This is a genomic window from Streptomyces sp. 1222.5 (assembly GCF_900105245.1).
Lineage (GTDB): Bacteria > Actinomycetota > Actinomycetes > Streptomycetales > Streptomycetaceae > Streptomyces > Streptomyces albidocamelliae.
Window position 1 is genome coordinate 1 of sequence record NZ_FNSZ01000002.1, and the last position, 26243, is coordinate 26243.

Consider the following 26243-nt stretch of genomic DNA (forward strand, 5'->3'; position numbering starts at 1 on the left):
CCTGGCGCCACTGCTTCTCGCTGCTGCCCATGCTGCCCACGAACAGCCGGATCTTGGGCCAGCTGTTCTGCTTGCCGGACCGTGATCAACGGCTTAGCGAGAACTACCGGGACCCCTCACCGAGTGGAGGATTCGACCACGGGTTCTCGCGTTCACCAGGTGCTGCCGCCGGCGGGGACCTCGCCCCCGGCGACCATCCACTCGTGCCACTTCAGGTGGACGTCGCCGAAGCGTTGGCCGTTGCTGCGGGAGACATACACGTCGGCCGTGTCGCCCCTGGTGAAGGCGGCGATGTCGTCCTTGCCGTCCCCGTTGAAGTCGCCGACACCCGGGATCTCGTTGAAGGCGGCGAAATCGTTGTTCCACACTGCCGCGGTGCCGAGGAACGATGAGCCGTTGCTCAGCGCCACGAACACATCGGCCTGGCCGCCCCGGGTCAAGGTGGCGATGTCGGCTTTGCGGTCGCCGTTGAAGTCGCCGACGGCTGGGATCTCGGAACCGAAGCAGAAGTCGCCGTGCCAGCGCTGCGGCGCCCCGAACCGCGTCGCGGTGCTCAGCGCCACCCACACGTCACCCTTGCTGCCGCGAGTGGAGTCGTTGCCGCGATTGAAGGTGATCACGTCAGCGCGGCCGTCGCCGTTGACGTCGGCGAGGGCCGGGATCTCGTTGGACTTAGCGATTCCGTTTCCCCAGAATGTTGCCGCGCCGAAGGCCGTACCGTTACTCAGTGCCACCCAGGCGTCGCCCGCGGATCCGCGAGGGAAGGCAACGATGTCGTCCTTGCCGTCGCCGTTGACGTCGCCGACAGCCGGGATCTCGTCGTTCGGGGTGAACCAGGTGTGCCAGACCCGTTGTGGCCCGAACCCGGTTCCGGTGCTCAGTGCGACGCTGGCGGTGCGTACGTTGCCGCGGGTGAAGACGGCGATGTCGTCCCGTCGATCGCCGTTGAAGTCTCCCACCAGTGGGAAGTCGCTGGTGTCGGCCAAGGATGACGCCCATTTCGTGGCCGCGCCGAACGGCCCGGCACCGGACGGGTTGCTCAACGCCACCCACGCCGAGTAGTTGTCGGGGCTGCCGGATTTCACGACGCCGCGGACGAAGGCGGCGATGTCGTCCTTGCCGTCGCCGTTGAAGTCACCACTGCGGCTCATCCAGCCGTCGTTGGCCAGCGTGGGGACCTGCTCGATGATCCAGCGGGACAGGGGCCCCTCGCCGACACGGGCGAAGCCGCTGCCGGTGACCGCCAGCCCGCACGGCTTCAGGATGAAGCTCGTGACTCCGATCAGCCTGGGGCTTCCCTGCACGAACGTGAGCAACGGCCCGCCGGAGTCGCCGTGGCAGGTGCCGCTGCCTGCCTCGGGCACGCCGGCGGTGAGCATCGTCTCGGCACGGTAGAAGGGATAGGTGCGCCGAGCGGCCGCGTCGTCGGCGATGTCGAGTCCGCGAACCTGCAGGTCGTCGGGGAAGCCGCCGGGGGAACCGGACACTGCGCCGCCGACCCAGGTGGTCGCACCCCAGCCGAGGGTCGTGACGCCGCTGCCGGGAAGCCAGGTGTTGCGGTTGCTCGTGAATGCCATGCGGACCGGGGTGATGGCCGACGGCGTCGACAGCTTGAGCAACGCGATGTCGTAGTCGGACGTGTTGTTCCAGGTGGGGGTGAACTGGGGATGGCGGACGATGCTCGTGACCCTGCGAACCTCCCCTGCGGAGCTGGTGAGGCGGGTCCGCCCGATGATCACGGTGATCTGCTGGGGTGTCAGATCTTTGGTGCAGTGCGCGGCGGTGAGGATCCAGCTACGTTCGATCAGCGATCCACCACAGAACTGGGTGTCATGGGCGTCACCGGCATGGTCCGCGCGCGTCAGCGCGGCCATGAACGGAAATTCTCCCTCGGCGGCCGGTAAGCCATTGAAGATCGCGTGGGCGGGAGCGGTCGGCATCAGGAGGGCCGCCGCCGCGACCAGGGCCAACGCCACCCGTCGCAGGATGGTGAGCATGGTCAATCCCTTCATCGAATTGCGGGGCGTATGAGGAACTCGTGCAGGGATGAGGCCGACTCGCCCGGGGAATGCGGTCGCGCGTCCCTTGGGCTCGCGGATGCCGGCGAGCTCAGGGAGCGGTTCTCGGCGCCCCGTCTGAGCAGCTTCAGAGCTGGCGCAGCACGTACTCGTAGCCGATCTGCGGTTCGGGTGACTTCCAGTGACGGTGGGCGCCTCCGGCGGGACAGGTGCCGTCGGAGCCGTTGCCGGTGAAGAAGAGACCGGAGCACCTGATGCACAGGAACCACCGCCGCTGGCCGCCGGGGCCGTTGATGCCGTCGGGCAGCGCCTCGATCTTGTACGTGCCCGAGCCGGACCAGTTATGCCACCGCAACGGCTGACTGCTGTTGGGGCAGTACGTGGTCGTGCGTCCGCTGTCCGACCACCCCTTCGACCACAGGGCCGCGCAGTCGCGGCACCACCGCCAGTGGCTGTCTCCGACGCCGGGGTCGGTGTCGTAGCGGAGCACGTAGTCGCCGCTGCCCGAGCTCTGGTGCCCATGGTCCCAGCCGAAGATGCCGCTCCCGACAGGGCAGTAGCCGCTGCCGTTGCCGGAGAACCAGAGTTGGCTGCACTGGTAACACCACGTCCAAAGGTGCTGCGCGGCCCGGGCGGGGGTGGCGGTTGCCAAGGTCGCGGTGGCGCTGGCGGCCATCGTGAGCCCGCTTCCGGCCGCTGCGGTGAGCAGGGTGCGACGGGAGATCGAGGGAGTGCGGGTAGTCGGCATAGAGTTCTGCCTCACTCTGTCCGGCCGATGGTGGGTGTCGCTGGCGGGGTCTAGCCTGCGTGGAAGGAGAGGGTGAAGTTGCTGTAGCCGCCGCTGTCGGTGACGCGGGGGAGGGGGCGTAGACGTCTACGATGATCTCGGCGCTCTCGGAGCGCGCCGCGGACGCCCTTTTCGTCAGGGTCCGGCGTTGTCCCGGCCAGGTGAGGATGTAGGCGGTGGGGTCGGCGGAGTTGCGATCCCCGGTCTGCACCTCCAGGAGGCCAGGTTCCTCTATCTGTGTGCGTTCGTGTACGGGGAATGAGTTGACCCCAGCTTGGCGGGGCGGGCCGGGACGTGTCGAAGTCCGCTTTCCTATCGGAGATAAGCGGGAATTATGAGCCGGTCGCCTGCACCGTCTGCTGCGCGGTGAGCCTCGCCAACGCGGCGAACCGCCGCGGCAGCTCCCGCCGGTCGTCACGCCGACGGGCTGCCACGGTCACCGCCGGCGGCAGATCGCACAGTTCCGTGATCCGGACCCCGGCCGGCAGCGGAAAGCTCCGGACGGCGTAGGGCCCTGGGCAGACCACCCGGTTCAACCTGACCGACAGCAGCACCTCCTGGGGCGTTCCAGCAGGCGCACCGACGAACGGTGGCGGAGTGTCGTTCCGGTGGGAGTACAACTGCCAGTACTCCCGCATGCGCTGCCACACCCCCGAATGGACCTGCGGCAACGACTCCTCGATCACGTGCGCGAGCCCTATCCGGTCGGCGTCCCACAGCGGATGGCCGGCCGGAACCGCGAGACCGGGCGGTTCCTCGACCAGTGGCTCCCAGACCAGCAGCTCCGGGTCGATGGGCAGCCGTATCAGTGCCACGTCGACTTCCCCCGTGATCAGCGGCTGCTCGCACTCGGCGAATCCGATCTCCCGCCAGGTCAGTCGTACATGCGGATACGCCTCGGCAAATGCGGTCAGTACGGGGACGTGGATCTCCATAGCCATGGGAAAGGCGAGCCCGACCCGCAGAGTGAGGTGGTCGCGTGCGGTGCGTCTGGCGGCGTGGGCGGCGGCGTCCACCTCCGTGAGCACCTTGCGGATGCGCTCGCAGAAGACCTCGCCCGCCGGAGTGAGCACCGAGCCGCCGGGGCCCCGGACCAGGAGCTCCACCCCGAGTTCGCGCTCCAGGTCACGGATCTGCTGACTGAGTGCCGGCTGCGACACATGCAGACGTGCGGCAGCTCTGGTGAAGCTGTGGTGTTCCGCGACGGCCACAAAATATCTGAAATGGCGTAGCTCCACGACCGCCCCCCTCTGCCGCGATGACGCCCCCCATCATTCCGGCCGGGGTGCCCCGCCACGCGGGAGATGAGGTGAATCGCGCACGGTCGCCGCCCTGCTATGTAGCGGTCGTCGTAGGGCGAGTACCAAGAGCCCCCGATCAGGGAGCAGCGGTTGATCTGCTCGGGCGCGATGACGGTCTCAGCCTTGAGGACCTCGCCACGGGTGTTGCAGCCGTCCTTGTCGGCATCCACCAGTGCTTGAACGCGGTGCGGACGTAGCCAGTGCGGTCCTCGAGGCGGACCGGGAGCTGGGCGAGGGCGTCCTGCGCGGACAGGGTCACAGTGTCCCCGGGCGCGACGGCCGGGGCGGCATGGGCCGGGGTGGCATGGGCGGTTGCCGGGGCGAGAAGAGTGGCGAGGGCGGCGGCCAGGACGGCGGTGCGGGCAAAGCGCACGAGCGGGGGTCTCCCGAAGATCACAAACACGGTCGTGATCTTCGTGGCGGCCCCAGCGCGCGACGCGCCAGGCAACCGGCACAGCACCACCCGATGGAGCGGCGGTACATGACGCGCGCAGGTGATGTCGGGAGCGGTCGCTCGCCGGAGTTACCCGCGTCGCGGCCGTGTCGGTATTCCTCCTCGGTGCGCCGGGAGAGGATCCTGCCGTGAATCAGCGCCTGCCGCAGTTGCCGAAGCCCGAGTTCGTCCTTCTTACTCTCGAGCCGCCCCATGAGGTGCCTACACAGATCGCTGTCGCTCTTAGCGAGACCGGCGTCCCTGGCGGGTCGATCGGATACGAGTACCGGCCCCTGAGCGAACCGGCGCTCTTCGGGGCGTTCGGTGAACGGGGGCCGGTCGCCATCGCGACGAGTGGCCTGTGCGCACGCATCGCCGTCGACGTGGCCAGTGGCCGCCTGGTGCAGCTTTCTGATGTCGCGTCATCGACGACCCATCATGTGAACCGCGACCTCGACTCGTTCATCAGTTGCGTCGCGGCTGTGGTCGCCCGCTTCCCGTTCTACGCGGAGGGCGACGAGGGGTGTGAGGAGGTGGCGGAAGAGCTGCGCCGGCTCATCTCCGAAATCGACGAGACCGCTCAGGCGGGCGACGGATTCTGGCAGACCTTCTGCGACGACGTAGCCATCGGAGACTACGCGGACGCAGATGCGTGAGACGGGGCCGGCCCCCGACGCTAGCCCCCGACGCCGGCCAACCGCCCAGGCCCGGAGCGGCCCCGCGGACAGGAGGAGCAGGGTTCCACTGCTGGGCCCGCGGGGCCGCTGTATGACTCACGTACCCTGCGGTGCGCCCGATACGCCCGATCCCTCCCAACCACCCGGGCAGGCGCCCTTTTCACGCCAGTGGGCCCGGCCATGTCGGCCGGGCCCACTCCCGCACACACGTGAAACGCTTCTCGCGCCGGCTTTTCGTCTACCAGCGGTACCAACGGCCCTTGCGGCCGCCGCTGTCCGCCGTACGGACGACGAAGCCCAGCAGCCACACGACGAGCACGATCACCGCGATCCACCACAGCGCCTTCAGCGCGAAACCCGCACCGAACAGGATCAGAGCCAGCAGAAGAACCAGAAGCAGGGGAACCATAGCTATCAACCTCCTGGCCACCAGGTGCCCTTACCTCACAACTACAAGCCCACAAAAGGTGAGTTACTTTCACAAAGTACGGGGCATATGCGCGCCGCCGCGCCACGCAGGGTTCCCCAGCCCAACCCCCTCACGCCTGATCGCGCTCTCGGCGGTTCAGGTGTCGGCGCCGGAGCGCCAGGCCTCGGCAAGGGGGACCACGTGGTCGATGGTGGCCTAGGCGACCTCGGTGACGGTCGGTGTCGTCGTAGACGGAGTACCAGGATCCGGTGCGTGTCTTTGCCTCCACGCTCACACCGACCACGTCTCCACGCACGCCAGCCGGCAGGCCGGGCACCCGAACGGGCCCCGACCGCCAGGGGGCGCCGTGACCTTCCTGCCGGCCCGGCGTTGCAGTAGGCGACGCGTACGCCGTCAAACCCCCCTTGGACGACGTACGCAGGCAAGGGGCCCAAACGGCGCGCCGGCCTCGGGCCCCGCCAACCCGGGCGGAACAGCGGTGCGCCGGAGCAGCGGCTGGTCCCGCACTGCGGGGGGCGGGCGGACCCCGCCCCCAGCGACCCCGGCTCCCCGGCACCGCCAGGCGGTGTAGCGGTGCCGCCTGCTCTCGGACGCGAGGCAGCGGGCCCGGGAGACTCGGGCGGGCCCGCTGCTTGGGTCCAGGGTGGGACTCCTGGACCGCTTTGGCGCACGGCGCCGCCGTCGGTCGTCGCCGTGCCCCGTCGTGGCACCCGTTCCACTGCCTCCCAGCGTCCCCCACACGGCCGAACCGTGCAGTACGACAGGCCTGCCATGACCACGCATCGCGCCGAGCCGGGCCTTCACCTCCCTCTCTCCCATGTGACCAGGCAAGACTTGGGGGAGGTATGTTCCGCGCAGCTACGACCGCTCACAAAGCCGCAGGGTGTGGGGATGCGGGGGTGTTGCGGCTGGGCGGGTCGCCGCGGTGAGCCTCGTCCTGGAGGAGCAGGGAGAGCAGGGAAGCCACTGTCAGGCCCAGATCGGCCTCGGTGGGATGGCGGAGCCCCCTCGTGGGTTCGATCCGGTAGGTGTTGCCGCGTCCCTCTCGCGTGTGGGAGAGGTAACCGTCCTGCTCGAGGTCGGCGATGATCTTCTGCACCGCGCGCTCGGTGAGCCGGCAGTGCGCGGCGATGTCTCGGATCCGCGCGCTCTGGTTCTCCGCGATGGCGGCAAGTACGCGGGCGTGGTTCGTCAAGAAGGTCCAACCGGTGTGGGACTCGGGCACTCCAACCATGCCCCGAGTTTATCCGACCCCTCTTTCACGCATCCAGACACACGTACTATCGTTCATGCATTGTGGTTGGCGTATCTCCGATCAGGGGAACGTTGCGACAGACGATCGGCAACCAGACGCGGGAGTGAACCATGCATGCCCCTGCCCACGGCGGCCAGCCCTCCACGGCGCCGGGCCCCCTCAGCCCGAACAGCAGAAACAACGCATCCCCGCTCGTGCCGCCAACCCTGGCGATGGCAGCGTACGAACGGCGTGGGAGCAGGATCCGCGTGACCGTTCGCGGCGAACTGGACCTCGACTCCGCCCACGCACTACGACCAGACCTGTTCCAGGCACTCGCCGACTCCACCACCGGTCTCGACCTGGACCTTGGCGGTGTCGACTTCTGCGACTGCGCCGGCCTCGGCGTCCTGCTGGAACTCCGGCCACGCGCCCTGAGCCAGGGCAAGACCCTCGCCCTCCACGCTGCCAGCCCGGCCGTCGACAGACTGCTCTTCCTCCTGGGCGTCCAGGATCTGTTCACCAGGCCGAATCCACGCCTTGTCGCAGCCCTGCCCCACCCAGCACCCGCCGCCTCAGCAACAAACGCGACCGCCACATGCGCGAGACGCCAACTCGCCACCCAGTAGAGTGTCTGGTCGGCGTGCGGTCGTCCGGCGGGATCCGCGCGTCAGGTGCTGTCGGTTCTCCGCTCACCGCCGCTCCAGGGGCGCCTGGGCTCTGGCCTCTACCGCGGTAGCGACGGTGACGAGCCCAGTCAGTCCTCTGGTTATCGTGGTGGGAAGCGGTCGGGGATCGATCTGTGGTGGGTCAGGGTCGCAAAGCGCCGCTCTCCGCTCGCCCACTGGTCGGTGATGCTGAGGGCGAGATCCTTGGCGATCGAGCCGAGCGCGCGGGGAGAAGACTGTTCGCCCCTGTAACCCGGCAGCTGCTACTGGATGGCGGAGACAAGCAGCGTCTGCCGGGGTTCCCGCAGGGGCGCGAAGGCGCTCCTCGATGCCGGCCGTGCGTTCGATGAGGTCTGTGCCTGGAGAGGACGGAGGTCGGGCGCGATGTCCTCCCGGCGGACGGCCAGGCGCACACTCCGTGAGGTCGCCCGCCGGGTGTGCGAACCGGGCGGCCTGTAGCCGCCATGCCCCCACAAGGGTCCCTGGCGCCGCACCGGCCGTAAGACCCGCGGTTTCCCACTGCCCGACAATCGACACGCAAACCGGGCATGGCCAGCGGTTGCGTGGCTGGCGTGTGCAGTGGGTCAGGTGTTGGAGCCGCCGCTGGTGCGCCGTTGCCCGGAGCAGCTGCTACGCCAGTCCAGCACCAGGGTGGTGGCGTCGTCCGCCAAAGATCCCCGACACGCGGTGAGGACCGCTGCCGTCAGGGCCCGAACCACTTCGCGCGGGTGCTCCTCGCGGGTCTCGCGGATCAGAGCCGGCAGGTCGACCGCGGCCGCGCCGCGCTCCCGCATCCCGTCGGTGAGCAGCACCAGACGGTCACCCGGCTCCAGACGCAGCCGCTGCACCTCGTAGGCAACCGGGGCGGGCACGCCGAACGGCAGGTTCACCTTCACCGGCAGTTCCTCCACCCGGCTACCTCGCACGCGCAGGGGCCAGGGATGGCCGGCGTTGACCAGCTCGCAGACACCGGTGTCCAGCTCGATGCGCAGCAGTTGCCCGGTGGTCATGCCCCGGGCGTGGCGGGTGAGCGCCCGGTGCGCGGCGTTGGCCTGATCGAGGATGCTGAGGCCGGCACGGCGGGCGCCGCGCAGGGCATTCACGGTCAGCGTGGCCAGCAACGCGGAGGCGGTGTCATGACCCATCGCGTCCGTGATCGACAGATGGAGGGTGTCCTCGTCGAGGGCGTAGTCGTAGGTGTCGCCGCCGATGTCGTCGGCCGGGGCCAGGCCGCCGGCCAGAGTGAAGTGCGCTCCCTCGCAGCAGGACGCCGAGGGCAGCAGCTGGTGCTGGATCTCCGCGGCCAGACTCATGGGGGTCGTGCGCCGGCCCCAGTGATAGAGATCGGTGAAGCGGCGGTCGGTCACCACTATGTAGGCCAGCGCGTGCGCGGCCTGCCCGACTGCCTTGCGCGCCGCATCGTCCGCGTACGGCACTATCAGTTCCAGGACGCCGATGCAGTCACCGCGGTTCGTCACCGGCACCACCAGCCGGCAACCGCCCTCGACGTCCTCCTGGTGCAGCCGCTGGGAGCGAAGCACCTGCTCGTAGACGCTGCCCGTCAGCGCGATCCGCTCCGCATCACCCCGCGCCTGCCCGGCCGTGCCGACTCGGGGCAGGCGGACGGCCTCACGCCCGAGCATGTCGACGAACCAGAACGACACCTCCGAAGCGGAGAACCGCTTCTCCAGGTTCCGTGCGACCACATCCACCGACTCCACCGGCGCGGCATCCTCCGCCGCACCCAACACCTCATCCAGGTCCAAGCCGACATCACCGGCCACAGCCACCTCCCAATCCACGCGGTCCACCCGATTCGCCTTCCCCGGCAGACGGGAAACCGGATGCACCGGATGCACGAGATTGCGAGAACCCCAGGGTGGACCGCGGTCATTCTTCTCCCGAGATGGGGGGCCGAAGACGGCTCCGGGGGCGTCGGCCAGCGCGACGCGGGCGGTGATCCACCTACCGACCGGCTCCCGTCACGCGTTCCCCACGATTCGGATGGCGCTGCGCGAGACCACCCCGGCCCGGCCGTCACCTCCGCAGCACGACGCCAGCCGACGCGCCAGCTGCGACAGGAAGCAGCGGGCCCGGGAGACTTGGGCGGGCCCGCTGCGGCTGGTCCAGGGTGGCCTCCTGGAAACTTGGGGCATGGCGCGTGCGCTTTCCCCCCAACGAGTTCCTGACCGCGATGGAGGGCTACAGGCAGCGTGACCCGGAATTGGCGCTCGTTTTGGGCGCCGTCAAGATGACCGTCAAGGGTGGCATCGGCAAGTTGCGGGAGAAGGCACGCGGTGGAGGCTGGCGGCCGGGACAGGGCTGGCCCGCCCCCGCCCGGCCGACATGGCGTCCGGACATCCGCGCGGTCGTGATCTCCCGGGCCCGGATCAGCATGCATCGCAAGATGCTCCGCCTGGCCGCGGCCACCGGCCGGTACCCGGTCGCGGTTCTGTCGGACTGCGCCGTGTACGCCGCCGACGGGCCCGGCCCGCTGGACGTCCTGCCCTACGACACCGACGGCAAGACCGTGCCCGGCAGTTTCCGGCTCGGCGTCTCCCTCGGCATGGTCAAGCACGAGGGCACCCAGACCGTGCTGTGGGGCGCCAACGTCCTCGAACCGGAGAAGCAGCCAACGCGGCCTGCGCGAGATAGACGACCAGGACCATTCCGTACAGCTGCACGCGTGACAGGGGGCCCTACGATGTCCGACCCTGCGATCGCCTGCCTTCAGCAGCCCGCCGACGTCGTCATGCGACGGATACGCGGGCGCTCGCCTATCCCAAGCGCGGCCGCATACGAACGATCCTTGCACCTGAACCCTGCGCAGCACAGATGCGACCTGATCGCCCCACCATCTGACTGACAAGACCCCAGGCCAGGCCCCTGATCAGCACACCGCCCACAACCACTGCGCACACGGTTGATCCCCCGCCCGCCTTTCAGCGGGTCCGAAGGGTGTAATGCGCTTCGATGACGCCGTTGGTGAATGTGCGGCTGGACGCCAGGGTCATGGGGATCTGGTCGCCGTCAGCGAGGGTGCGGCCGGTGCCGACGACGATGGGGTTGATCTGGAGGTAGAGCTCGTCCAGCAGACCGTTGCGCATGAGCCATTGGACCAGAGTGATGCTGCCGCCGACGTTGATGGTGCCGCCGGGCTGTTCCTTCAGCGCCCGGATCTGGCCGTCGACGTCATCGCCGGTAACCAGCCGGCTGTTCTTCCACTCCTCGACGCTGGTCAGTGACGACGAAACGACGTACTTGGGAGAGGAGTTCATCCACTCGGCGGTGGGCACCTGCTCGTTGGTGGCGTACGGGAAGAACGCGCTCCACTGCTCGTAGGTACCGCGGCCCAGCAAAGCGGTGTCGGCGTCCTCGAACAGCCGCAGCACGGCCGCGCCCGTCTCAGCAGTGCTGAAGGGCATGCTCCACGTCTCCGGAGCCTCCACGACACCGTCCAGAGACGAGAACAGCCCGGCGACGATCTTCCGCATGAGTTACTCCCGCGAGTTCAGGTGTCATCAGCAGCACCCGTCCAACGCAGCGCACGGCATGCACTCAGCGATGGCGGACGGGAAACAGCCAGGAGCCTCGCCGATCCAGGAAAGACTCGTCCAGCCCGTGCGGGCTTCGCAAAGCGACTTGACCAGGTCCGCCACGACGCACGTGTGTAACACACCCTCTCCCCTGCCGTCGGCACGCGATCGCCCAGGGCTGCAAGGGCGAGGTCGAAGGCATCGACTGGAAGGGCGAGGTCGAAGGCATCGAACTGACCCTGACGTGCCGGCCGACGGTAGCGGACACCTCACCAGGGCCGGAGGCGGGCTGGCAGTGATCCGGCTTGTCCTACGACGGTCGTGCGCATCAGCCAGGCAGGTTCACCAGGGAGTAGCTGAGCGCTGCCGGGTCCAGGCTGGCATGGTCTTGGGTGACCGTCGTGATCTGATGTGAGCACTGGGTGTCCGAATACAGTGCGAGGGCCTTGCCGTCCCCGAAGCCTCGGGCCGCTGAGCGAGCGGCGGAGATGCCCAGCGTGCTTATCGTGTGGCAGCCAAGGGCATTCGGAAGCACGGACTTGTTTCCGGTGAAGGATGTTTCGTCGAACACGCAATAGCCGCTTTGCTGGCAGTTGCCTGATGCGTCAGCCACGGCAGGCACCGTACCGCTCGTGGCTATAGCCGCAGTTAGGAAACTTCCTGCCAGCAGCTTCGCTGCGTTCCTCATCGCATACTCCTTGAAATCTGGCTCAGGCGCCTTTATCGATCCTCAGAACATCCAGAAGGGCCGAGCGAATGTTCCGGTATCGGTTCTCGACCTCGTCGAGGGCGTTGGGAACGTGACCTGCCCCCGCTTCGATGACCAGTGTCCAGGGCAGCTCTTGGCGTGCTGCCTCGTCGGCCGCTAGCTTGCTGTGCTGCCATTGCGTCACCTCGTCCTCACTGCCGTGGACGACGAAGACGCGTTGTCCGGGAGCCGTCGTGGACAGGTGCTTCGGGTCGAAGACCCGCTGTGCTGAAGTCGCTGACGCGGCGATTTCGAACCGCTCTCCGAACCACTCTCGGTAGGAGGAATCGCTCGCTGCTGCCTGCTCTGCATGGCGCCGGATGTCGATGAGCGGGGCACTGGCAACTGCGCCGGCGAGGTCCTCACGGAGGACACAGCCCAGCAGGGCGAGCGCGCCGCCGAAACTTCCGCCGAGAAGGGCGATGTCCGCTGGTGCGATTCCCCAAGCGGCGGCTGCCGCGATGCATGAGTCAACGTCCTCCTGGAACGCGGTGGTCCAACTCTTCCATGCGCGCTGGGTGTGGTCCGGACCGTATCCGGTAGAGCCGCAGTAGTTGAGCCCGATGACCGCGACCCCGGCGTCGAGGAGTTCGCGGTACAGCCCGTCCCAGCGGAGTTCGTCGCGTTCCAGGGACTCAGGTCCGCCGTGGAGGGAGACCACAGCTGCCACCGGAGGCCGCTTCGGTAGGTATTGGAGCACCGGCGTCCGGCCGTACCAGGCATGGGACAGTGCGGCTTGCCCCTCATACGGGGGCACTTCGCCCTTGGCCTGATGCAGGTTCACGTCGAGGTCCAGCCAGATCCACGAGGACCCTTGCAATGTCGAGACCCGGTACATCCCGATCCCCTGGGGGCCGGCTGCCCGGATGCGTATGCGGCCGGTCCCGTGCAGGGGCAGCGGTGCGCTCTCCTTGCTCTGCGGGTCCGTCACGTGAAGGGTGTCGGAACCGTCGTCGGTGACAACGATCAGGACACGCTCGCTGCCGTCACGCAAGAAGCGTGCGTCGTCGATGTGCCCGGCCGGCCCGGCGACCCGGATCGAAGAGGAAGACGTGAGGTCCCACACCCGAAGGCAGCTCTCAGCGCCTGACGGTGTCTCGATGAGGAGAGCGCGCCCCTCCCAGCCGTCTGCCCATCGAGCGACGACCGACTGTGGGGCGGACAGTGACAGCGGACGTTCAAGGTGAAGCTCGGAGTCCCATGGACCGCGGTCTTCGCGGATGACGGCCACGTCGTATCGAAGGTCCCAGTGCAGCAACTGCCCCGAGCTGGAAGGCCTGTGGGTCCATCCACGCTTGCCCGGGCCGATCTGCAGGAACGCGACGGTCCCTACGCTGTCCTCGACCGTGAGCACCAGGCAGGGGTCGCCGTCCTGGTCCCAGCCGTGCACAACATCCGTCAGGGTCCGGTGGCCGTGCTCCGAAGGTGGCAACGGCGCGGTCCAGCTTTCGCTCTCCCCGCGTAGGCCGGTTTCTACGACTACGACGCCTGTGTCGTTCATGTGCACGGCCACGAACGCTTCACGTGCTTCGACGAACAGGACGGCATCACCGTCGAGAGGAATGCGGGCGTTGGCCGGGGCGCCTTCCGCGCCAACGGGTCTTTCGATGTGCAGGGTGCCGTCTTCCTGAACCGAGCCCAGGATCGGGCCGGTGGCCCACGAGAGGAAGAACCTGCCGCGCTCGGTGAAGAAGACCTGTGCTACGTGGCGCTGGGGGATGGCGTCAGGAAGTCGCATGCGCACTCTGCCTTTCCGGATCGGCCTCGGCGACTTTGCGCAGACGGCCGTAGAAGGTGGGTACGAGCAGTGCGTTGGCCAGGGTGAGCCCTGTGGCGATCAGTACTGTGTGGGAACTGCCGAGTTGGTGATACAGCCAGCCGCCTACCGCGCCCCCCAAAGAGTCGCCGGCCAGGAAGGCACTCTGTACGAGCCCGAAGAGAACCCCGGCCAGGCCGCTGGGGAAAGCGCTCAGCTGCAGCAGTTCCTGGGAGATGGTTGCTCCAAGCAGGAAGGCACCGCGCACCGCCAGGGCGCAGGCCGCCAGCCAGGGACTCACAGACAGGGCCAGGATCAAGGTGGCTGCCGCACAGCAACTTTCCGACACCAGAAAGACCGCCATGGGGGAACGCTCGCGCAGATACTTCCCGGCGACGGCCGCTGCGGTCAGCCGGACGACGCTGGCTGCCGCGAGCACGACACCCACGAGAGCTACGGGCACGCCGCGCTCGGCAAGCAGCAGCGGCAGGTACGGGCTGAGGATGCTGACGTAGGAGCCCATCAGAAGCCCGAGGCCAGCAACGCCGAGCGCCAGCGCCTTGTGCTGTCGGAACACCGTGGCGAACCCCGCCTCACTGCTCTTTGCCTGGCCGGCGGGGACCGTACTGGTATGGGTCGGGGGGATGAGGAGCAGCCCGGACAGAACGCAGCCTGCGGCCATGAGCAGCACGAAAACGTATCCCCGGTCGCCCGTACCGATGAACGCGGCGAGCGCACCAGCGGTGCCCATGCCGAGAGCCGTCCCGGCCTGGTTCATGAACTCCCGGCGGGACACGATGCCCGCCCGTTGCACCTCGGTGGTGTTGTGCAGGGTCCAGGTGCGAAGGCCGATGAACACCGATGAGGCCCCGACCCCCGCCACCAGGCCGGAAGCCACCGCCACGAAGGAACTGTCGTGGACGATGCGCAGTGACATGCCGATCGAGTAGAGGACGGTGCCCGCGACGAGAACCAGTCGTGGTCCCACCCGGTCAGAGAGCCGGCCGATGAACACCGACGTGGTACCGGCGATGGCCATTGCGGTGTAGGAGAGACCGAAGTTCACAAGATCGTCGTGCGCGTTGAAGTACAGCGGGTGCACTGTCTTCGAGAGCCACATGCCGGTGAAGAACATGAAGGTGTAGGCCGCAACACGGCGGGCACCCGGGACTGGCAGGCCATGATCTACTGGCCTGCCGTCGGAGGAACGCGTAGACGTCTTCTGGGCTTTGGACACAAGATTCCTTGCTTCGAGCACGCCGGGTAGCGCGAATTGGCGGGCCTGGTCACGCCATGGCGGCCGCCACTTGTTCGAGGTTGGCACGGGCGTCGGGGTTGTTCGGAGTGAGTGCGAGGACTTCTTCCAGCGCCGACTGAGCCGCCGGCAGATCCCCGAGCTGGGCGTGCTGCTCGGCCGCCAGAGTCAGGAGCTTCACCGCCTGGTCCTGCGGAAGCAGAGCGTGATCCACGCTGCAGGCCAGCTGCAACGCCTTCTCCGGCTGCTCGGACTCGGCCAGTAGGTACGCGTAGTCATACAGCGCTTCGGTGTCTTGCGGTGCGCATTCGTGCGCGACGCGGTAGGCGTCGAGCGCCTCCGTGGTCTTTCCGAGCTGCAAATATGTGAAGCCCAGCAGAGAGTGCACCTCCTGGATGGAGGGACCCAGATCCCTTGCCTCCGTGAGACTGGCCAGTGCTTCGTCGAACCGCTCCGAGCTCAGATAGCAGTTGGCGAGCTCCATGTGGTACTCCGGCATTTTCCCATCGACAGCGAGCAGCTCGAGATAGGTATCGATGGCAGAATCAATTCTGCCGATTCGCCGGTAACACTGCGCCAGGTTGTAAATCAAAACCGTCTGGTGCATGCGATGGACCGCAGTGCCGTTACGGAGCTTCGATATCCCCGTTGTCAGGTGCTCTATCGCCTCGTCGATACGCCCGCGCCGAAATTCCACGAGGGCATAGCCGTTCCGGTTGAAGACCCGGTGGAAGGTGAGATCCCGCTCGTCGTCCTCGTCCACCTGGTCGAGGGCCGCGTATCCGTGTTCCAGGTACTCGGCGGTCCGGTCCAGGGAGCGTAGGTACGCAGGGTGATGGCGCGCGTAGAGCATGGACAGTGCGTAGTCCGCGCCGGCCACACCGACAGGGTCCGGGTCGCTGCGCCACCTGAGATAGCAGAACTCCGCTTCCAGGGTCCTGCCCTGCATGGTGTATGCCAGACCGAGGCGCCCCCAGACAGCCGGCACGTCGCGGCGGGGCTGGATGCCCCGCAGAATCCGCTCTGCCGTCCAACTGTCTCCGACGCTCAGGTACTCCACGGCCTGCTCGTACAAATGGTCGAGTTCGGCCTGCGACAGCGTCCCGACTTGGGTGAAGAGCCGGTTGATGGTCTCTTCCCGGGGGTTCTTCGGAGGATGGGCCGTGACGCTGGAACCGCCCGCGCCCACTCGCAGTCGCACCTCGACGTCCCGTTCCGGCAGAGTCGCCAGAGTCTCCAGGAACAGCCGACTGCCTTCGTCGAGTAGCTCTGCGTGGTTCACCTCAACGACGCACGGTCCGACAGCGGACAGCCACGCCCTGCCGACATCACGGAAGTTCCGGACGAGTCGGTCCTTGAGAAAGAACCGAATGCGGTCCTGGGCTTGAGCGGCGTCCGTGAGGCTCGCTTCAGTGCCGATGCCGGAGCAGGACGGGTCGTCCGGGGAGATCAGCTTGAGTCCGATCAGCGCCTCTCGCGGCCAGCCGGATCTGTCCGTCACGTCGATCAATGCCTTGACCGGCGAAAAGTTCACGACTCCACGATCGGCTGAAACGACGAAATGGCGCACCCCGGCCCCCGTATCCCTCACAAGTTAAATTCGTAATGAAATCGCGCCCGTGGGGGGCAGGCAGTCCCTGCCCCCCACGAATAGGTGGTGCCGCGGATCAGACCGGGGCGTTGTACATCACAGAAAACGTGACCTTCTTGACCGCGGGAGCAGCCTTGATGAGCTTCATCGCATTCTCCTTTCTCATTTCCCGAACGGTTGCCCGGGGATGAATCAAGGTTTAACTCACCTAACTTTCGAGAGGCAACTCATATTGTGCTAACCAAAGTCGTGACGTGGATCACAATCGCTTTGGAGTTTGCTGGAAAACGATGAAGTCCAGCCATCCATGGAGAGTTGGGGAACCTCGAGCGACTGTCGACTCTCGCCCAGTTCTCCCTTGCCGTCCGAGGAAGCCCTTGCAGACCAGACCGGATGATCCGCTACGTCGTAATCCAGCCATGAAAGGTGCGCGTCCGGTAACCGGCCCAGGCGGCTACCGGACCGTGGATGCCGGGTTCGCGCCCACCACAACGCAGCCCCGCCGTCGCGTCATTGACCTACTGCGTCGGCCGCCTCGGCCAAAGCGGCGGCTGGTCCTCTGGACCTGGCAGTGCCCCGAGGCGGCGCCGAGATCCTGATCTTCGAACCCAGGCCGGACGACCCTCCTTCCTTCACTGCGAGCTAGGTGCCGGCTACTACCCCAGCGGGGCCCGGCCCGATCTTCTGCGCCCGGCGCTGGAGGCCGCAGGGGTCATCGCTCCGGAAGACTCCCTCGACGATCTGCTCGCCGACGAGGAGCTGTCGCCCCTCGAAGCCAAGCGCAAAGACCCTCGAGGTCATCGGCGAGCACTTCGGACCGAGCTCCCACAGCAGATGATCGTGAGCGGGCACCGACGAGATGCTCGTGCAGGGCGACCGGACGAGATGCTCGTGTAGGGCGCGACGGTCGCCGGTCAGGACCCACCGCGCGATCCACTGAGCCTTTTCCATCATCGGCCTGAGCTGGTCAGACGCAGGACGGCGGAAACCCGCGTCTCGCCCTGAATCGCGGCGCGCCCCCGGCCTGACGACGGCCGGCCGGGGGCGACGCTGCCCGCCGGCCCCGGTCGGTCCTGTCACCTCTCGTCGAGCTGCGCCGCGGTCCGCGCATTGGGCGTTCCGTGGGCGTCCTTGATGGTGTTCCTTACTGGTTCGTCGGCGTCAACCACGCCGGTCGGAACGTCGATGGCGATCCGGCGGCAGCGTGCGGAGATAGGCTGCATCTGTCCCACAGATGGAACTGTCCGGATGCACTGCAACGCAGTCCTGGAGGGGGCGGCCGATGGAACTCCGACAGCTACGGCACTTTCTGGCGCTGGTCGATGAGCGCAGCGTCACCCGCGCCGCAAAGCGGGAGCTCATCGTGCAGTCGGGCCTGTCGAACTCGCTCCAGGCCCTCGAACGCGAACTCGGCACGCCCCTCTATGTCCGCGGGACTCGGCCGGTCCGGCTCACCGCGGCCGGCGAAGCCCTGGTCGGCCCGGCACGCCGGACCGTGATCAGCGCCGCGCAGGCGGAAGAGGCCGTGCACCACACCCGTGACGTGCTCATCGGCACCCTGCGTCTGGGCGTCGGGCTCTCCGCCCAGCATCTAGTGCCGTTCGCCTCCTACCTCGGCGAGTTCACCCGCGATCACCCCGGCATCGACCTGCGCCTCCAGTACGGGCCCGCGCTGACGATGATCTCGATGGTCGGGACCGGAGAGGTGGACTGTGTGATCGGACCCGCGGTCGGCCGGATCCCCGGCGTCCGGATGACCGGCCTCGCGCGGGAGCCGCTGCGCCTCGTCTGCCGTGCCGATCACCGCCTGGCGGAGCGGTCCGACGTCACCCTCGCGGAACTGGCCGACGAGCGGTTCGTCGAGGTGCCCCCGCGGTGGACGGCCCGCCTGCTCAGTGACGCCGCGTTCGCCACCGAGGGGATCCAGCGCCGGGTCGTCTGTGAGGTCGGCGACTGGGAACTGTTCCTCGCACTGGTCGGCGCGGGCGTCGGCATCGGCTTCGCTCCGACCGGCCTGCAATACCCGGTGCTGACCGCCCCGGACAGCGTCCTGCGGTTCGTCGAGGTCGAGGGCGTGCGTCTGGAGCGGCACATCCACCTGATGCTGCCCCCGGCGGGCGAGACCAGCCCAGCAGCGGCGCGGTTCGCCGATCAACTGCTGCGCGTCCGCTCGGCGGGCGGCTGACCCGCCGCCCGTCGGCGACCGCGGCCCTGCCGACCCGGGAGCGGCGCGGCTGCGGAGGCGCCCGCGCTGCCACCATCTGATCGTCAGATGGACTCCATCTGGGGCAAGCGCGACGCACGCGACATCAGCGGCGATGGAGGCGCGGTTGTAAGGGGGGTGAAGCTTTGACGCCGACCGCGGACACCGGCTGGACGGCGGCGAAGAAACGCCGCTCCGGACGATCCGCCACACGGTCTGCGCCTGCACAGCCCATGAGAAGAAGAAGGAGGTCACTGAGGTGAACCTCACTGACCACGCCGGAGTCCGGCTCACACACGGCAAGCCCAAGGTCAACGGTGTGGAGATCCACTACGCGATCGGCGGCACCGGCGAGCCGGTGTTCCTGGTGCACGGCGTGCCGAAGACCATGGCCCACTGGCGTCACGTTGTACCGCTGCTGACCCCGCACTACACCGTCATCGTGCTCGACAACCGGGGTGCCGGCGGCTCCCAGCGCCCCCTGTGCGGCTACGACACCTCCACGATGGCCGCCGACGTCGCCGCACTCGCCACCCACCTCGGCTTCGACCGGTTCCGCGTCGCCGGCGAAGACTGGGGCGCGGCCATCGCCTATGCCGTCGCCGCCTTCCACCGGCCCCGGGTGCGGCAACTGGTCTTCCAGGAAACGCTCCTGCCGGGACTTCCGGTCGGCCCGGGAATGCCGGGCGGCGGCCCCGACCCCTCGCTCGCCCCCGACGACGGCCGCACCGGCTGGCACTTCAGCTTCTTCAGCCTGCCGCACATCCCCGAACTACTGCTGGCCGGACGGGAACGGCCCTTCTGGACGTACTACGCCCGCCGCCAGATGTGGGACCCCAGCGCGCTGGCCGAGGAAGACGTCAACGAGATCGTGCACTCGGCCGAGCAGCCCGGTGGCACCAGGGCCATCCTGGAGATGTACCGCGCCCGGCAGACCGACGCCGAACAGAACCGCCCGCATTATGCCGACCCGCTCAGCTGCCCGGTCCTGGCCGTCGGAGCCGAGGAATACCTCGGGGACGCGGTAGCACAGCAGATGGCGCAAGTGGCCGACGACGTCCACGGCGTCGTCATTCCCGCGGCCGGTCACAACATCGCGCTGGAGAACCCGACCGCTCTGGCCCAGGCCTACCTCGACTTCTTCGCAGCCGGCTGAGGTCCGGCACCGTCCCGTGCCGCGACGTCCGGACATGAGCAGGCCGAAGGTGGCGTAACGAGAGGGCCGGGCGCGGCACCGCACGGACGTTCCCCGGCGTCACCGCGGCCTGCAGTGTCGCCGCACCCGGTGAGGCGGCCCGGTGTCACGGGGATTCGTGACTGGAGGCCGTGCTCCGCAGAACGTTAGACATGAGGCGTCCACTCAGTCAGCCTTCCCAACCTGCTTACGCCGTCTCGGAGTTGGCCTGACACAAGGGCGAAGCCCCTGGTAGACGGGTTGTCGACCAAGAGCAACCTGTCCGCCCGGAGCTTCACGTGCTTGTTTACCCGTCGGGGATCGATCTGTCCACCTCGACCCTGCGGTACTTCTCCCGCCTGCTGGCCACCCGACGCCGGGAGCGGGGCACGCGGTGGCGCCGGCTCCCCGCGCACCGGCAGGCCCTGCTGGTCCTGGCCCATCTGCGGTGCGGGCACACCTACGCCCAGCTCGCGGCCGGGTTCGGTGGCGGGATCGCCACCGTCTACCGCTACGTCACCGAGGCGGTGGAGGTCCTGGCCGCCGTCGCCCCCGACCTTGCCACCGGCCGCCCGCACCGCCGCACGCAAGGCGTTCGTCATCCTCGACGGCACCCTGCTGTCCATCGACCGCATCGCCGCCGACCGCCCGTACTACTCCGGGAAGCACAAGAAGCACGGCATGAACGTGCAGGTCATCACCGACCCGTTCGGGCGCCTGCGGTGGGCCTCACCCGCCTTGCCCGGCGCGGTCCACGACATCAAAGCCGCCCGCACCCACGGCGTCATCGACGCCCTGGCCGAGGCCGACGTCCGGTGCTGGGCGGACAAGGGGTACCAGGGCGCCGGCGGCACCGTGCGTGTCCCCTACCGCGGCCGTTGGGAGAAGCTCTCCGCAGGCCAAAAAAACGTCAACGTCACCCACGCCAAGATCCGCGCGGTCGGCGAGCAGGCGATGGCCACCCTGAAGTCCTGGCGACTGCTGCACAAGCTCCGCTGCAGCACCACCCGCGTCACTGACCTGGTCAAGGCCGTACTCGCCCTTCACCTGGCAACGTCAAGCTGAGGTCGGAAAAGCCTCACTGTCCCGACTTCCGAAAGCGGATCGCCATCCGGTTGGAGCAGGGCCGCAGAAGTGTCGTCCTCGTCGAAGGCGAACCGGGCGACGATCCGGGAGTCGAAGAGCCAGAAGTCGTAGTCCGGCAGGCGCAGCTGCACGGCCCGAGCGCGGGGGAGGTTGCGGATGACCTCGCCCGCGGCCAACCGGGCGCGCTCGCGAGAAGGAAACGCTGCCCGTCCGTGACTGGGTCGTCGACCAGCCGCACGCGCTCGAACCGCTTCCGGCGTACGAACGTCTCTGCTTCGGCGCTTGCCGGCGCCGTGTGGCCGTCGGGAGGCCGCCTCCCTGCGCTGCGCCCCACGCCGTCGACTGGCCGCAGATTCTCGCTCTTCATGACCTGTTGGCGGAGCTGGAGGGCGACAAGCGTCTGGGGCGCCATCACCGGCTTCTCGTCACCCGTGCCCACCTGCTGGAAGTGCTCGGCCGGTACGAGGCTGCCGCGCGTGCCTGTCGTGAGGCCACCCGTCGCACCGTCAGCGCCCACGAGCGCCGTCACCTCACTCGACGCGCCCTCCGCCTGCAGAGCCCGGTGTGAAGCGGACGGCACGCCATAGGGCGGTCGGTGGGGCCGTGGCGCTCAGCGGTAGGCGGCGAGGAACGTGCGGACGCCGGCGGTTGTGTAGTGGTCGAGGTCGGTCTCGGTGTGCTGGGGTGAGCCGGTGGCCGGCGAAGTGGTTGGCGGCCAGGAGCGGATCGTCCACGCGCAGCAGCCGCTGATCGGACAGACGCGCGAAGGTGGCCGCCAGGGTGTCCAGGACCCGTTGAACATTCTGGGTGTACCAGGCGGTGCCCAGTTCGGGGAAGGCTTCGGCGTTGGCGGTGATCAGCCGCCGCAGCTGCAGCACCTGGGGCTGGGTGAGGGTGCCCACGAAGCGGCGGGCGAGCCGGTTGTGGTTCTCGTCCAGTGAGGCGGCGTCGGTGGGGGCGTCCGCCGCCGGCTCGATCACGGCGTCGGTCTGGTCGGTGGTGGCCAGGACGATCTCTGCGAAGAGCTTCTTCTTGTTCGCGAAGTGCTTGTAGACGGTCTGTTTGGACACCGCGGCCGGCTTGGCGATGTCGTCCATGCTGGTGCCGGCGTAGCCCTTCTCCATGAACACCTGGGTCGCGGCCTCCATGATCGCCTGATGCTTGCGGCCGACCGCCCCTGCTCCCTGGTCTCCATGTCTCCTCCGGTCATCAGCAAGCGCCTCGCGTACTGGACAGTCAGGCCTATCCGTCCGTCGGTGTGACCGCCGAGTTCAGTCCTCGTGCTCCTGGTTCGTCGCGGTGTCCGAGGCCAGGGCGCTCCACTTCTCGGCGAGGTGTCTGCCGATGTGGTCGGGCACTGCGGGGACCGCGTCCCACACGCTGTCCTTGAGCGATCGGGAGTAGAAGCCGTAGGGATGGTCTGGTTCTTGGGGGTCGTCGCCCTCCGTGGTCTCCTCGGGTTCCTCGGGTTGGCTCCTGGAGATCACTTCTTCTCTCCTCTCTCCGGCCTGGCGGTTCTCTCCGCCGAAACCACGATGAGCCACTGGTCGGTGCGGCCCGAGAGGCCGCGGGCTCTCGGGCTCGACTTCGCCAGGTTCACGGAGCGTTGTCGCCGCGTGGCGGGGGACCGTGCGGGGGCGGGGGTCGGCCGGTGGACAGCACTCGATCGCCTGATCGACGCGGAGCCCGGCAGTCGTCCGTCCGCGCGTCCGCGCGGGGTGAAGCACGCTGCACGACGAGCCGCGGCCGGGTGGGACCTGGCTGAGTGTCGGTGGGGCTTGACCGCTGGGGCGGCTTGCGCAAGTCCGGATGGTCCCGGGCGGGTGGCCGCACGATTCTCGGGGGTAGCGCGGCCTGCGGGGCGACGAGAACGCGCGTCGAGATCAGATGGGGAGCACCGATGGGCTACATCCTGGGCGTCAACGCGCCGCCGACCCTGCGGCAGGCCGAGCAGTGTCCGTTCGGCGGGCACGATCCGAGTGCGTGCCTGTTGGACGAGTGGGGCCGCGTTGTGGCCATGGAGGAACAGGAACGTATCTCCCGTCAGCGGTACGGGATCTTCGAGGATCCTACGGACGCAATCGGCGCGTGCCTGGAGATCGCCGGTGTCTCGCTGGGCGACATCGATGTGGTCGCGGTTGGCTGGGACGTGCCGCGTGTTGCCGCGATCACGGGTGAGGGGTGGAGCTTCGGCTCGACCGACGCCTATCTGCGCCGGCTGGGGTTCGATCCGGCCGTGCACCGGCCGGAGCTCGTGTTCGTGGAGCACCACCGGGCGCATGCGGCGTCGGCGTTCTACGCCGCGGGCATACCGGAGGCGGCGGTGCTCGTGATGGACGGCAACGGGGAGGACGAGAGCATCAGCGTCTTCCACGGCAGGCCTTCCGGTGAACTTGTCCGCAGGGACCGTATGCCGCAGAGCCGTTCGTTGGGCGACATGTACGCCGCTGTGTCCCGTCATCTGAATCTCGGGCTGCTGAACGCGGGCAAGACGATGGGTCTGGCTTCCTACGGGCGGGGGGCGGGACTGGATCCGTTCCCGATGCTCGACGAGGAGGGGCGTCCGCTCTTCGCGCACCATGCGGACATGCAGCAGGAAGCGGTCATGCAGGCGTGGCGGGGCCATCTGGCGCGGCTGGCGCCCAAGCGTCTGACGCCCAGCCGGCTGCTGCACGAGGACACGCAGTCCGTGCGGCTGGCGTGGAGTGCGCAGGTAGCGGTCGAGCAGCAGCTGGTCCGGCTCGTGGAGTGGAGCCGCAAGATCACGGGTGCGGACGCGGTGTGCCTGTCCGGCGGGGTGGCGTTGAACTGCTCGGCGAACGGCCGGCTGGACGGTGCGGTGTTCTGTCCCCCGGTACCGCACGACGGCGGGGTCGCGCTGGGTGCGGCGTGGACGGTGCGGCGGCCGGCTCTGCCCGAGCGGATGGATCCGTTCCTGGGCAGTTCGCTGAGGGGGGAGGTGCCCGTGGACCTGAGAGCCGTCGACCTGGACCTGGACCGTGTGGTGGACCTTCTGGAGGGCGGGGCGGTGGGCGGTGTCGCGGTCGGGCGGGCCGAGGTCGGCCCGCGTGCGCTGGGCCACCGGTCGCTGATCGCGATGCCTTCTGTCGAGGGGGTCCGTGACCGGATCAACGTGGCCAAGAGCAGGGAGGCGTGGCGCCCGCTGGCTCCGGTGAGTCTCGCGTCGACGGCGGCCCGGTTCTGGGAGGTGAAGGACCCCTTGCAGCGGTACATGCTGGGGGCGACCGCCGTCACCGACCATGCCCGGGAGGTCATGCGGGAGGCGGTGCATGTCGACGGTACGGCGCGGGCGCAGATCGTCGCCGCCGACGACAGCCCGTTCGCCCGGATCCTGACGCGGATGGAGCGGGCGGGACTGCCTCCGGTGCTGATCAACACGTCGCTGAACGCATTGGGCGAGCCCATCGCGCACTCGGTCGATGACGTGCTGCGCACGTACGAGCAGTGTGCTCTGGACTTCCTGATCCTTGAGGACCGGTTGATCGTCCGCGGGTGAGGCGGTGTCTTCCGGCCGGACGGCGGAGCGACGTGGCGAAGTCGCCGTGAGTGGTGGTGCCGAGGGGGAACGGCGGCGAGTCGGAGTGCACGCTTGGGTGTGTGGGTCCGTCGTCGGCGCGGACGATTCGGGAAGCGAGGAGCACATGTCGTTTCAGGCGTACCTGGACAACATCGAGGACAAGACGGGCCTGACGCCCCGCCAGTTCATCGAGCTGGCGAAGGAGCGCGGTTTTGAGGGCCCGGAGCTGAAGGCGGGCCCGGTCCTGGAGTGGCTCAAGGAGGACTACGGGCTGGGCCGGGGTCATGGGATGGCTCTGGTGCACGTCTTCAAGAACGGCGCGCAGATCTCCGCCAAGCACGTCGGTTCGGAGGGCACGCACCGCGATGACTCCGACACGCTGTGGCTGGACGGGAAGGCCAACCGCCCCTGATTCGGCGCCGCCGCTTTGCCGCGGCACGCACGAGGCCGGCTCCCCCCTGCTGGGAGCCGGCCTCGTGCGTGTCAGCTGCCGGTGGTGGCCAGTGACGGTTCCTCGCGCTGGGTCCCGGTGGGCGGGGCGGTCTCGGCGGGGGCCGCCGTTGTGGCCGGTGCCAGCAGAGACGCGGGGACGGCAAGCAGGACGGCGGCCATCACGCCGGTGATGAACCAGGCGGAGGCGTCGTGCTCGGCGGCCCAGGTCGCGCCGGCGGGGGCGATGCCGCCGAGGACGGCGCTCATGACGGCGTTGGGCAGGCCGACGCCGAGGGCGCGGACCTTCGTGGGGAAGATGTCGGTGAGCAGCTTGGGCAGCACGGTGGTGGCGCAGACGAGGTAGACCACGCCGGAGCCGTAGGTGAACAGCAGGCTGGCGAAGGTGCCGGTCATCGTGAGGTACGAGACCGAGCCGGTGACCGCGAAGAAGGCGCTGGCGGCGACGAGCAGCCGGGTGGCGCCGATCCTGTCGGCGAGCAGACCGATGGGCACGTTGAGCAGCATCATCGTGGCGGTGGCGCTGACCACGACCCACATCATGGTGCCGGGCGTCGCGAGGCGGCCGCCGAGGGCGGGTACGACCGCGGTCCAGGTGCCGCCGACGGCGCCGGTGCCGGCCACGAACAGGGTGGCGGTCAGCACGCTGCGCCGGTGGGCGCGGAGCAGTTGGCGCAGGGAGCCGCGGTCGCGGCGGGAGTGGACCTCGCGCCGGTAGATCTCGGTCTCGGCGAGCCCGGTGCGCAGGACGAGCAGGACCAGGCCGAGGATGCCGCCGATCAGGAACGGCACGCGCCAGCCCCAGGAGGCCATGGGTCCGGGGCCGAGGGCGGTGGTCAGGGCGCCGCCGAGGAGGGAGGCGGTGAAGGCGCCCGCGCACGTGGAGAGGGAGAACAGGCTGCCGTAGGTGGCTTTGCGGTGGCGGGGGGCCACTTCCATCAGGTAGGCGGTGGCGGCGGGCCATTCGCCGCCGTGGGAGATGCCCTGTGCGGTGCGGGCGAGCAGCAGCAGGAGGGGGGCAAGGAGGCCGATGTGCGCGTAGGAGGGGGTGAGGGCGATCAGCAGGGAGCCGCCGGCCATCAGGGAGATGGCGAGGATGAGGGCGGGTCTTCGGCCGTGCCGGTCGGCGTGGCGGCCGAGGAGGATGCCGCCGATCGGCCGGACGAGGACGCCGATGCCGAGGACGGCGAAGGCGCCGAGGAGTGAGGTGAGGGAGTTGTGGGAGGGGAAGAAGCGGGTGGCGAACAGGGGGGCGAAGAGGCCGTAGCCGAGCCAGTCGAAGGACTCGATGAAGTTGCCGACGACGGTGGCGGCGACGGCGCGGCGGTGCGACGGCTGCGGGGTGGCGGTGGGCATGA

General features: G+C 68.5%; 21 protein-coding genes and 3 pseudogenes. 8 read left to right on the top strand and 16 right to left on the bottom strand.

Annotation, left to right across the window (positions count from 1 at the left end; translation table 11 throughout):
- Window positions 1-152: 152 nt before the first annotated feature.
- The 3 genes from BLW57_RS39515 to BLW57_RS39520 all read right to left on the bottom strand — a co-directional run bounded on the left by BLW57_RS39515 (window position 153) and on the right by BLW57_RS39520 (window position 4043).
- On the bottom strand, window positions 153-1997 hold the full coding sequence (locus BLW57_RS39515) for a trypsin-like serine protease (RefSeq protein WP_176985998.1): 1845 nt from the start codon (window positions 1995-1997) through the stop codon (window positions 153-155).
- Between the two features lie 148 nt (window positions 1998-2145).
- Window positions 2146-2766 (bottom strand): hypothetical protein, encoded by a 621-nt coding sequence (locus tag BLW57_RS41735; protein ID WP_176985999.1) that lies wholly within the window; start codon window positions 2764-2766, stop codon window positions 2146-2148.
- A gap of 371 nt (window positions 2767-3137) precedes the next feature.
- The gene (locus BLW57_RS39520; protein WP_093481155.1) at window positions 3138-4043 is read right to left on the bottom strand and encodes a LysR family transcriptional regulator; all 906 of its coding nucleotides are present in this window, start codon (window positions 4041-4043) and stop codon (window positions 3138-3140) included.
- Between the two features lie 645 nt (window positions 4044-4688).
- Here BLW57_RS39520 and BLW57_RS39530 point away from each other — a divergent pair.
- Window positions 4689-5195, top strand: a complete 507-nt coding sequence (locus BLW57_RS39530) for an SUKH-4 family immunity protein (protein ID WP_093481156.1) — start codon at window positions 4689-4691, stop codon at window positions 5193-5195.
- A gap of 259 nt (window positions 5196-5454) precedes the next feature.
- Here BLW57_RS39530 and BLW57_RS39535 read toward each other — a convergent pair whose 3' ends face one another.
- A complete protein-coding gene (locus tag BLW57_RS39535; protein ID WP_011113206.1) occupies window positions 5455-5625 on the bottom strand; it encodes a DUF5670 family protein in 171 nt (56 codons plus the stop codon).
- A gap of 889 nt (window positions 5626-6514) precedes the next feature.
- The gene (locus BLW57_RS39545) at window positions 6515-6880 is read right to left on the bottom strand and encodes a helix-turn-helix transcriptional regulator (RefSeq protein ID WP_093481157.1); all 366 of its coding nucleotides are present in this window, start codon (window positions 6878-6880) and stop codon (window positions 6515-6517) included.
- 233 nt (window positions 6881-7113) lie between these two features.
- On the opposite strand from BLW57_RS39545, the gene BLW57_RS39550 reads away from it, so the two are divergent.
- Window positions 7114-7509, top strand: coding sequence for an STAS domain-containing protein (locus tag BLW57_RS39550; protein ID WP_256339884.1), 396 nt, complete (start codon window positions 7114-7116; stop codon window positions 7507-7509).
- Window positions 7510-8132: 623 nt separating this feature from the next.
- Here BLW57_RS39550 and BLW57_RS39555 read toward each other — a convergent pair.
- Entirely contained in the window at window positions 8133-9332 is a 1200-nt protein-coding gene (locus BLW57_RS39555) for a PP2C family protein-serine/threonine phosphatase (RefSeq protein ID WP_093481159.1), read from the bottom strand.
- A gap of 389 nt (window positions 9333-9721) precedes the next feature.
- Here BLW57_RS39555 and BLW57_RS39560 point away from each other — a divergent pair.
- Window positions 9722-10201 (top strand): annotated as a pseudogene (locus tag BLW57_RS39560) (transcriptional regulator); the annotation flags it as partial.
- Window positions 10202-10490: 289 nt separating this feature from the next.
- On the opposite strand, the gene BLW57_RS39565 reads toward BLW57_RS39560, so the two are convergent.
- The 6 genes from BLW57_RS39565 to BLW57_RS41740 form a co-directional block, all read right to left on the bottom strand.
- Entirely contained in the window at window positions 10491-11042 is a 552-nt protein-coding gene (locus tag BLW57_RS39565; protein ID WP_093481160.1) for a dihydrofolate reductase family protein, read from the bottom strand.
- A gap of 370 nt (window positions 11043-11412) precedes the next feature.
- Window positions 11413-11697 carry a hypothetical protein gene (locus BLW57_RS39570; protein ID WP_143051666.1) on the bottom strand — a complete coding sequence of 95 codons (285 nt, stop codon included), beginning with the start codon at window positions 11695-11697 and terminating at the stop codon, window positions 11413-11415.
- A gap of 97 nt (window positions 11698-11794) precedes the next feature.
- A complete protein-coding gene (locus BLW57_RS39575) occupies window positions 11795-13570 on the bottom strand; it encodes an alpha/beta hydrolase family protein (RefSeq protein WP_143051667.1) in 1776 nt (591 codons plus the stop codon).
- Complete coding sequence (locus tag BLW57_RS39580) at window positions 13557-14723, bottom strand: MFS transporter (protein WP_093481163.1); 1167 nt, start codon at window positions 14721-14723, stop codon at window positions 13557-13559. Before BLW57_RS39580 ends, BLW57_RS39575 begins: the two co-directional genes overlap by 14 nt.
- A gap of 151 nt (window positions 14724-14874) precedes the next feature.
- On the bottom strand, window positions 14875-16377 hold the full coding sequence (locus tag BLW57_RS39585) for a tetratricopeptide repeat protein (RefSeq protein WP_093481164.1): 1503 nt from the start codon (window positions 16375-16377) through the stop codon (window positions 14875-14877).
- Window positions 16378-17510: 1133 nt separating this feature from the next.
- The gene (locus tag BLW57_RS41740) at window positions 17511-17666 is read right to left on the bottom strand and encodes a hypothetical protein (protein ID WP_176986001.1); all 156 of its coding nucleotides are present in this window, start codon (window positions 17664-17666) and stop codon (window positions 17511-17513) included.
- A gap of 50 nt (window positions 17667-17716) precedes the next feature.
- On the opposite strand from BLW57_RS41740, the gene BLW57_RS39595 reads away from it, so the two are divergent.
- The 3 genes and pseudogenes from BLW57_RS39595 (at window position 17717) to BLW57_RS39605 (ending at window position 20876) form a co-directional block, all read left to right on the top strand.
- On the top strand, window positions 17717-18619 hold the full coding sequence (locus BLW57_RS39595; RefSeq protein WP_176986002.1) for a LysR family transcriptional regulator: 903 nt from the start codon (window positions 17717-17719) through the stop codon (window positions 18617-18619).
- Window positions 18620-18896: 277 nt separating this feature from the next.
- On the top strand, window positions 18897-19793 hold the full coding sequence (locus BLW57_RS39600) for an alpha/beta fold hydrolase (RefSeq protein WP_093481167.1): 897 nt from the start codon (window positions 18897-18899) through the stop codon (window positions 19791-19793).
- A 317-nt stretch (window positions 19794-20110) separates the two neighbouring features.
- Window positions 20111-20876: pseudogene (locus BLW57_RS39605) on the top strand (transposase family protein).
- Between the two features lie 65 nt (window positions 20877-20941).
- Here BLW57_RS39605 and BLW57_RS41865 read toward each other — a convergent pair.
- The 3 genes and pseudogenes from BLW57_RS41865 to BLW57_RS39625 form a co-directional block, all read right to left on the bottom strand.
- Window positions 20942-21150 (bottom strand): annotated as a pseudogene (locus tag BLW57_RS41865) (DUF6879 family protein); the annotation flags it as partial.
- A 277-nt stretch (window positions 21151-21427) separates the two neighbouring features.
- Window positions 21428-22045 (bottom strand): TetR/AcrR family transcriptional regulator, encoded by a 618-nt coding sequence (locus BLW57_RS39620; protein WP_256339885.1) that lies wholly within the window; start codon window positions 22043-22045, stop codon window positions 21428-21430.
- A gap of 123 nt (window positions 22046-22168) precedes the next feature.
- Window positions 22169-22384: a hypothetical protein gene (locus tag BLW57_RS39625; RefSeq protein WP_093481168.1), complete on the bottom strand. Its 216-nt coding sequence runs from the start codon at window positions 22382-22384 to the stop codon at window positions 22169-22171.
- Between the two features lie 284 nt (window positions 22385-22668).
- Here BLW57_RS39625 and BLW57_RS39630 point away from each other — a divergent pair, with 284 nt between their 5' ends.
- Together BLW57_RS39630 and BLW57_RS39635 are read left to right on the top strand one after the other, a co-directional pair.
- On the top strand, window positions 22669-24414 hold the full coding sequence (locus tag BLW57_RS39630; RefSeq protein ID WP_143051668.1) for a carbamoyltransferase C-terminal domain-containing protein: 1746 nt from the start codon (window positions 22669-22671) through the stop codon (window positions 24412-24414).
- Window positions 24415-24559: 145 nt separating this feature from the next.
- Window positions 24560-24847, top strand: coding sequence for a DUF4287 domain-containing protein (locus BLW57_RS39635; RefSeq protein WP_073901732.1), 288 nt, complete (start codon window positions 24560-24562; stop codon window positions 24845-24847).
- Between the two features lie 71 nt (window positions 24848-24918).
- Here the strand turns inward: BLW57_RS39635 and BLW57_RS39640 are convergent, their stop codons facing one another.
- Window positions 24919-26241 carry an MFS transporter gene (locus BLW57_RS39640; protein WP_093481170.1) on the bottom strand — a complete coding sequence of 441 codons (1323 nt, stop codon included), beginning with the start codon at window positions 26239-26241 and terminating at the stop codon, window positions 24919-24921.
- Between the last annotated feature and the right edge of the window lie 2 nt (window positions 26242-26243).